General features: G+C 31.0%; 10 protein-coding genes. 3 read left to right on the top strand and 7 right to left on the bottom strand.

The window, feature by feature from the left end; genetic code table 11:
• The 6 genes from HRU50_RS15855 to HRU50_RS15835 all read right to left on the bottom strand — a co-directional run.
• Positions 1-1231: toprim domain-containing protein (locus tag HRU50_RS15855; protein ID WP_366927386.1), on the bottom strand; the 1231-nt coding region annotated here is incomplete at its 3' end.
• 623 nt (positions 1232-1854) lie between these two features.
• Positions 1855-2373 (bottom strand): hypothetical protein, encoded by a 519-nt coding sequence (locus HRU50_RS15850; protein ID WP_296352274.1) that lies wholly within the window; start codon positions 2371-2373, stop codon positions 1855-1857.
• On the bottom strand, positions 2370-2648 hold the full coding sequence (locus HRU50_RS16065; RefSeq protein ID WP_366927385.1) for a helix-turn-helix domain-containing protein: 279 nt from the start codon (positions 2646-2648) through the stop codon (positions 2370-2372). Before HRU50_RS16065 ends, HRU50_RS15850 begins: the two co-directional genes overlap by 4 nt.
• Positions 2649-2785: 137 nt before the next feature.
• On the bottom strand, positions 2786-3493 hold the full coding sequence (locus HRU50_RS15845) for a hypothetical protein (protein WP_296352272.1): 708 nt from the start codon (positions 3491-3493) through the stop codon (positions 2786-2788).
• 224 nt (positions 3494-3717) lie between these two features.
• Positions 3718-5022 carry a site-specific integrase gene (locus tag HRU50_RS15840; RefSeq protein ID WP_296352270.1) on the bottom strand — a complete coding sequence of 435 codons (1305 nt, stop codon included), beginning with the start codon at positions 5020-5022 and terminating at the stop codon, positions 3718-3720.
• A gap of 313 nt (positions 5023-5335) precedes the next feature.
• Positions 5336-5719, bottom strand: coding sequence for a hypothetical protein (locus HRU50_RS15835; protein ID WP_296352269.1), 384 nt, complete (start codon positions 5717-5719; stop codon positions 5336-5338).
• 85 nt (positions 5720-5804) lie between these two features.
• Between HRU50_RS15835 and HRU50_RS15830 the strand changes: the two genes are divergently transcribed.
• Both HRU50_RS15830 and HRU50_RS15825 read left to right on the top strand, forming a co-directional pair.
• Positions 5805-6935 (top strand): tyrosine-type recombinase/integrase, encoded by a 1131-nt coding sequence (locus tag HRU50_RS15830; RefSeq protein ID WP_296352267.1) that lies wholly within the window; start codon positions 5805-5807, stop codon positions 6933-6935.
• A 167-nt stretch (positions 6936-7102) separates the two neighbouring features.
• A complete protein-coding gene (locus HRU50_RS15825) occupies positions 7103-7804 on the top strand; it encodes a hypothetical protein (protein ID WP_296352265.1) in 702 nt (233 codons plus the stop codon).
• Between the two features lie 64 nt (positions 7805-7868).
• Here the strand turns inward: HRU50_RS15825 and HRU50_RS15820 are convergent, their stop codons facing one another.
• Positions 7869-8000, bottom strand: a complete 132-nt coding sequence (locus HRU50_RS15820; protein ID WP_296352263.1) for a hypothetical protein — start codon at positions 7998-8000, stop codon at positions 7869-7871.
• 8 nt (positions 8001-8008) lie between these two features.
• On the opposite strand from HRU50_RS15820, the gene HRU50_RS15815 reads away from it, so the two are divergent.
• The gene (locus tag HRU50_RS15815; RefSeq protein ID WP_296352260.1) at positions 8009-8368 is read left to right on the top strand and encodes a hypothetical protein; all 360 of its coding nucleotides are present in this window, start codon (positions 8009-8011) and stop codon (positions 8366-8368) included.
• Positions 8369-8523 lie beyond the last annotated feature (155 nt).

The following is an 8523-nucleotide window of genomic DNA, read 5'->3' as shown; positions in this document are numbered from 1 at the left end:
CTGTTGCCACATAGATGGACTTATTATGACGTGGTGCAAGGTCAAAATTTAAAAATGATGTTTTACCAAGTGCTACTTCAATACACAATTGTCTTGCAAATTGGCCTTTACCTGTATCTGGTTTACCTGCCAAAACAGCTGAACCTTTTTGCGGAAAAATGGGATGCATTAAATACTTAGGCTCTATGTTATCCATTGCCATTAATTCGATGGCATTATACACTACTCTTTCTTCTTGTTCTTGCGTTTCATTATCCGAAATGGTTGGCTCTGGTAATACTTGTGATAACGTGTTGATTAGAATATCTTGAAATTCTGAAAGTGTCCGTTTTTGTTTTATAAAATCCGATATATCCTTACCATTGTCTATTAACTGTGGCAATACCATTCTGTAAAAGCCATGGGTATTACTTAAAATATCAGATTGCTTTAGTCCAGTGTCATCATTGTCATACAATACGATGATTTTAGTAAACCGTTGCTTTAATTCTTTGGCAATTTCTGGCTGTAAAGTTGCTGTTTCACTGTTTAGTGAAATCGCATTAAAGTTTTGAGATACTAAGGTTAATACATCTTTTTCTCCACCTGTAATAAATAATATTTCATCTTGATCTGGCAATTGCTTATACCCAAAAATATAATCTGCTGGTTTATTTCCCAGATGTTGAAACTTATACTTACCATCATAAGGTTTATAGATTTTAGACCATTCTTTTTCTTTATAGCAGAAAATTGGATTGTCGTCTTTTGCTTCCACCTTATATGACTTGCCAGTTCTACTTAAAGCCCTATAGTTTTTTAACTCTACAACATTATATTTTTTTAAGATATGTGATTTAATATCGTATTGTTTCCAGAAACTAGAGGTTTCAATAGTGTTCTTTTCGGTTAATCTATATTGGCTTTTATTATTTACTAAAGTTAATCTTGATTCAAGATTAAAATCCGTTTCTATTCGTTCTAAGGCTTCCATAAAATTTAGATCAAATAATTTCATAACTAATTCGAAACAGTTGCCTTGATCATCGGTTGCGAAATCCTTGTAACGCCAGACATTTGTCGACTTATCTTGAAAGATATTAAAGGATGGTGTCTTTTGAGGTTGTGACAAAAAGGGATTTGATATATTTTTTCCTTGTTGAAGTGTAGCGAAATTATGATAGGGTTTTAAATAGTGACTAAAGATATCTTTTGATTCAACCTGTTCTAAAATGTATTCTGATCTTTTCATGTTGTCAAGTTGTTTTATAAAATGTCTTACAATTCATTAATAAGCTGTCATACAAGGGTGTTGGACATAGTTTTTTTTCTGTCCTACACATTTGTTCTACAATTGTGGGACAGAAATAACTTTTACAACAAGAGGAATTAGGTATAAGGCGTTGAATATAATCAGGGCAAAAACATACATTATTATTGTTGTTTTTACAAGTGTATAAATTAAGTACTATGTATCTAAATCTTCTATTGGTATTGTCTGATATATATATTATCATAATTATTTTTTTAAAACTCGACTCATATCTATATGCTATGAGAATCTGTTGTATTAGTATTTGTTTTGCTTAAATTGTGTTCTTATTAAATATTTTATCCCGTCATCCACAGTAAAATCAGGTAGCTTTTTCCGTTTTTTTCTGCGATTTGTTGACTTAATAATTGATTTTCCCAACATATCGTATAAACACTCTCGCTCGTCTGAAGGAAGTGCCATAGCAATATGATATACATGGGAAGCATTCATTTATTTGATTTACTTATTTTTTAAAAATTCAATTGTACTTTCCATTGCATTTGATGATTTATCGATTTTTGAGTTGACGTTTGTTGATTAAATTTCTAGTTCTGACATGATCAATATTTCAATCTCAACACTTCGTTTACTAGTAAGAAATAATTAAAACTACCGTGATGATTTGGCAATGGAAACCAAAAATATCTTTCGTGATTCTCTGGCTCAATTATGACTCTATTTAGATCATTTAATACTTTAGTGAACCCCATTCGTAATTCTCTACTAAAGGACCTTGAATCAATCGCAGATTCTATTAGTCCTCTCAAACCTTTCAAAGCGTCGTTAGAGAAATAACATTGGTGGTTTAAAGATTTTGCCAACATCCAGCTCAATAAATATGTAAAGCCAAATGATTTCACAAAACTCAGGCTAGAATCAACATTTATAATGAATGTTTCTGTTGGAATTTTAGGAGAGGATTCACTTATTAATTCATCTTCTCTGTAGTTTTCTTGGTTTACATGACTTTCAAGTATTTCTCTTGCATAGGTTGATACTGTCTGACCTTTTTGTTCAGCCTGATCTTCTAAGAGAACTTTAATGTCATCATCTATGCGGATACTTATCTTCGCTTTCATAACTTATTCTGTATTAAATGATATACTTCTGATTTTTTTAAGCGTATGTTTTTTCCGAAGTGATAAGTTTTTAAGACTCCTGATCTTCTTAGTTCCCATAATTTAACAGAACTGCATTTGAGTATTTCGCATGCCTCCTTAGAAGTTATAAAGACATCTTTCTTGACGGATTTAGTAACATTCAGATCCGAATGTTTACTATCTATTGACTTAATTAATTTAAAAAGAAGCGATATAATTAAGTCTAGCTTTTTAGTGTATTTAAATAGGCTCATTTTAATGATTTTTAATTATTTCAAATTAAAAGCCTATTTACTGTTATAACTATGACACAGCTTATGACATTCTATGTCAAAACATTAAATTCTATGTCAAAATGAATAAATATATGTCAAAGCTAATTATGACCTTCTTAAGAGTTCAATTCAGTCCATTTATTTTTCAATTTCTCTAATTGAGAATCGTACTCATAGTTTACTGAAGAGTTTTTCTTTAGACGTTTAAGTTCTAAATTATAGATATTATTAACGGCAGTTCTGAATTGCTCTTCCTTAATTTTTAAATTAAGTATCTTTTTTAAAAAGCTATAAATGATATAAACTTTAGCTGGATAATATTCTTGAATGTTACAGATATATTCATCTATAAAATTTGCATGATTAACCTCAATGCAGTCTTTTAGTTCTCTATATAATTGATCAGTTTTTGAAAGCGGAGAAAAATATTTGTCTACCGAAAATTTGTATGTACGATTTAAGTCAATTAAATTCTGTAATTGCCCTTCAAACTCCATAATTTCAATTAATAAATCTGACTCTTCATAAAGGTCGCGATTGAAAAAATCTTTATCACCTATTATATAATGATCTATTAAAATTCTATTTTCTCCCAGCAACTCTAAATAGTTTAGTTTTTGCCTACTCAAAACGCTAAATGGATCATGATCTAAACTGTCGTCTATATAAATTATTTGTTGATATATTTCATCAAATTTTTTTAGGGCAAGTTCATGTATTTGATTATCACTTTTACCAAACCTTTTTCTTTCAAAACTAGCCTTAAAAATCGTCTTAGGATGGTAAACAGCAGAATGAAATCTATCTATCAGAAAATCATACACTTCATTGAGTAGATCTTGCGATGGAAAGTACTAAATCGTACTATTCCCAATTGCTTCAGAATAACCTTTCAAAACACCTAGTTGCTCAAAATCCTTGAACAAATTCATATCCAATTTAACCCTCTGGACAAACAAACCTTTTTCAGAAAGGAGTATATTTTGATCTAATTCTGATAAAGTTTGATAGTAAGAAGAATCTATAAAATTAAAATACTTGAAATTCATTAGTTTAATAAATTAGAATAATCTTCAGGTAAAGCCGCATCAATGGATCGTAAATAGTTTTCTAAGCCATCCATAGAGGTATGGCCAGTTATTTGCATGAGTTTACTTTTAGTTGCATGCGGCGAATGATTTTTGGAAAGATTGTTATACATCTTTGCGATATAGGTGTGTCTAAAACTATACAAACCATAATCCTTACCTAAGCTAAAGTCGTCTTTTATCTTTTTAAATTGTTTTGAATAGTAATCTTTGCGACTACTCTCTTTACTTGTCCATTCTTGTCCAAAACTGTCTCTAGAAAAGAAAGGATTATTTGGATTGTATTTTTCTAGATTAGGTATATCCTTTAAGAGAAAATCAGGTATAATTTTAATTTTAACGGGCTGGTTCTTCGCTTTAACATATATCTTTTTATCCTCGAGGTCAACATCTTTTACCTTTAGGCGGCAGATTTCAATTGGACGCAATAGTGCATAACATATAAACTTAATAAACAGCAATAACACTTTATCAGTTTCTTCTAGGTGTTTGAATATTTGTGCTTCTTGTTTTGGTGTAAAGGACTTATTACGTACTGGGGTGGTCTTAAGTTTATTAATATCTTTGATAAAATTCTCCTTAATGACATCATTATCTTTAAGTGTTTGGAAAAAGGATGACAAATCTATTCTGATATTATTTCTATTTCTTGCACTAGTTTCTATCAACCTCTGATTTAGATACTCCACTACAACTTTTTTTGTAACGTCAGTTATACTAGTTTTTAATGTAAACTCCTTCTCAAGCAACCATGCTTTGAACTTATTGATTCTACTTCTATACTTAATAAAAGAATCTTCGGTCATTACTTGTTTTTTAAGCGTAAGCACTAATTCGAAGGCGTCATTTATCGTGATTATGTTTTGGTCTTGTTGTTGGCTCTGAACTTGCTGGTTAGAGTTGTAATCTACACTATTAATAACCTCTTCTTTTAGATTTTCCTTGGCATCAAATTTATTATCTAGTTTTTCTATAAGTTTGGTATTATCTTCATAAGGGCTAAAACCCTCACTTAGTAAAAACTCGAGACTTTCCTTCAGTGTTTTAAGGATGTGATACCTTGATCTTCTGTCTTTATACCTATTGGCACCACCTTTAATATTAGTCTGTCTTGTGAGCAGACCAGTGTCAGGGTTTCTGAATCTGTAATGTACATACCAATGCTTACTCAACGCCTTTTTTTGTTCAGCTCTAGACAGTTTTGACCATTGATTAATATCAACCCCACCAGTATAAATTTTTGGTTCAGAGTAATTAGATTTCATTGAGGAAACGTGTACTTTTCTGTGTACTTTTTGTAAAAGTAAAAAAATAGAAGACATAAAAAAACGGATTGTGAGAACACAATCCGTTGTTTTTAGTGGCTTTCGCCTTAGTAGCGGGAACTGGACTCGAACCAGTGACCTTCGGGTTATGAGCTCGAAATTTTGCCCAAAAACAACCAAAAACCAACCTTTTCCTGCTTAAAATAATGTAAATCGTGTTCCAAAACGTGTTCAGTTTTGTGTTCACAAATTTGAAATTGAAAATTAATGAATCGTTGAAAGTTTTACAACTAATTGTGCAATTAAAAATGTATCAATGATTCATATAGTCTTGCCACTTTACGAGTACATATTTGTCAACACTTCGTTCATTTACCTTTAAAAAGCCATACTCATATACAAATAGATATACTTCACCCTTTTTATTTTTCCAATAATGGGTGAAGAAATTGGAGTCAAAACCCTCTTGTTTAAGTATGGATGCTCTTACCGTCGCTTTGCCAGCTTTATTGTAGTTTTTTAGAATCTTACGATTAAGTTTTAATTGATTATCAACTCTATTGTAAAAGCGTTGGGGTTGTTCTTTAGATAACATGTACTGATAAGCACTTTTACATTGAGGGTCGCAGTATTTCTTATCTGTTCTTCCTACTAATTCCTTTTGGCAATACAAACAATTTGATTGTAATCGTTTCACTTAGGTAAATTTAACAGTATGTTATACGACTAATATACGTATATAAAACGGTTAAGTCAATATTCTAATTTACATTTGATTCATTATGAATAAAATACAGATTACACTTAAACCACTCGTGCATAAGGATGTACATTATATTCACATTGATTTTGTCGATAACCTGCTTGTTGAGGCTTATGTGAGTAAATATCCTGAAGTGAAATACGGTAAAAATAAAAACATCTACTTTGTACGCTCTACTAAGGATAGTGTTAAGCAGTTATTCGATTATTTTAGACTTAAAGGCTGGTTTGTTGATTATAGCGCAATTAGTAAAGTACCATCAGGAAATGCCATAGACTTTCAATATAGTCCTAATTATAAACTTCCGCCTCTAGATACTATTCAAGAAGAAGAGTTATTACGCTTTAATAAGTGGTTACGTCAAAAACGATTTAGTAAAAATACAGTTCACACCTATTCTGAAGTTACGGGTTTATTCCTTCGTTATTTAAAATTAAAACAGATAGAATCTATTACTACAAGAAGTATAGAACAATTTAATTTTGATTTTATTTTCAAAACCAATAAATCTGTTTCCTATCAAAATCAATGCATTAGTGGTATCAAGCAGTTTTTAGCTTTTAAAGAAGTAAAAATTAATCCATTAGATATAGCACGACCTAGAAAGGATAAAAAACTACCTACTGTTCTGAGTAAAGCCGAAATTAAATCATTATTAGAGGCTACTAACAACATTAAACATAAAGCATTATTGAGTTTAGTTTATTCTGCAGGACTGCGTATTGGTGAGGCCCTTAACTTAACTTTAAAAGACCTTGACCTTGATCGTGGTCTTATTGGAATTAATGCTGGTAAAGGTCGAAAAGACAGATACACTTTGTTAGCACCAAGTATTATTCCCCTTCTTGAAACTTATAAGAATCAATATACACCAAGATTCTATTTATTTGAAGGACAGTATGGGCAAGCGTATACGCAAGTGAGTGCTAGACAGGTTTTGAAGAAATCCTTAAAGCTTGCTGGTATAACTAAAAATGCAACTTTACACACACTTAGACATAGCTTTGCTACCCACTTATTAGAGAGTGGAACAGATATTAGATATATACAAGAACTCTTGGGACACAATAGCCCAAAGACAACTATGATTTACACACATGTGTCTACAACTAAACTTTCAGAAATCAAAAATCCCTTTGATAATTTGTAATATTTATCCTATCTTTATGATACATTTAAACCAGATCTATATGAATACATTTTTTACAGAAAAACTACTGTTATCCCACCGTATTTTCATCTTATAGGGTATTTTGTAATTCATATAAACTAGTTACCCAACATTTGAAAAAACTTTACAAAATAAATAATCGACTTTTGAGAAGATTGTTATTCGACAACTTAAAAGTTGTTGGATTAATGATTGTTATAGTTCCTTTTTATTATATGTGGAAAAATGGAACCGATTTTGTTTTAGAAGAATTCTGGATTTGGTTTATTATTGGTTTCACCATAATTACCAATATTCCTGCCGTCATTCTTTATTTAAATTACTATTTTGAGAATAGAAACACAGAATTTACTTTGGATTATGAACAATTAAAAATATCTATAACCAAAGATGGAGTTAATAAAATATATCAAAAAAATGAAATTGAAAGATCTACATATCATTTAGGAATTTATTATAAGAATGCACTTGATAGAGGAAGTCGAAGACCAATGTTAATTTCCGATTTTGGATATTGGGATATACAATTCAAAAATGGAGATAGATATTATTTAACTAATATTCTACATGACTTTCTTCATCAAACCCCATTATTTGTGAAAACTAGACATCGATTTCGTATTTATCCTTACATAAATAAAAAAGATACTAGAATAGGAATTAACTTACTTGAAAAACCGAAAAAGGAAAAGACGCTAACCGAAAAATTTACTGAACAATATCAATCTAAAAACGAAAGACAATTAAGAGAGATTATAGATAATAAAAAAAGCTATCAAAAAGAAGCTGTGGAAGCAGCTGAAATAGTTCTAAAGAAAAAAACGTTGGGTAACAATGGCTATAATTAATTGTTGCCTTTAAGTTGACAGAAAAAGAATTACTAAATTTAGACAGAAGAAAATAACAAGAACGCTATGAAAGTTTTGCCAGTTTTGTTTCGCCATCAAAAGTGCCTCCGCCAAAGCTCGATCCGATTGTCGGCACAGCCATTGGCACAAAACTGTCCAACAACAACATAATCATAGCCTGAACCGTTGTACGCAAGCTGAAAAATGGATATAGCAAAAGACGAAAAATATTGGAAAGATTACACGGAATTCATTAATGAAGTGGAAAAGCTAACTGAATTAAGTCCAGCCGAATTACTGTCGCGATATAAAATGCTGATTGAGGAATTGAATGACGCTGACGAAGATTACTATTTGGAATGGCAATATGAATTAGACTATGATTTGTGGACAAGACAAAAAATTCAAAAAGTCATTGACCACAAACTGATTTCTGATAACGTTCTTTTAAAAATATTTAAGGAACAAATCGAGAAAATGGATTCGGAATTGAAAAAGCACATTTTGAATTCTGACCAATCTGATTGGTGGAATAGTATTGAATTAAAATTTGAACGGAAATAAAAGCCAGCGTACAACAATGTATAACCGCAATTACGGCGGATTCGACTACGTCCGAATCCACTCGGAATTGCGTGCGTCATTTCTTAATCGAAAAATAGTAATTTAAAACCCGTAACTGACGGTTATACGAGACCGTTGTGGCACATATGAGAAAA

Origin of the sequence: Winogradskyella sp. (genome assembly GCF_013213835.1) — a bacterium.
Lineage (GTDB): Bacteria > Bacteroidota > Bacteroidia > Flavobacteriales > Flavobacteriaceae > Winogradskyella.
This window is presented reverse-complemented; position numbering and strand designations above follow the sequence as displayed.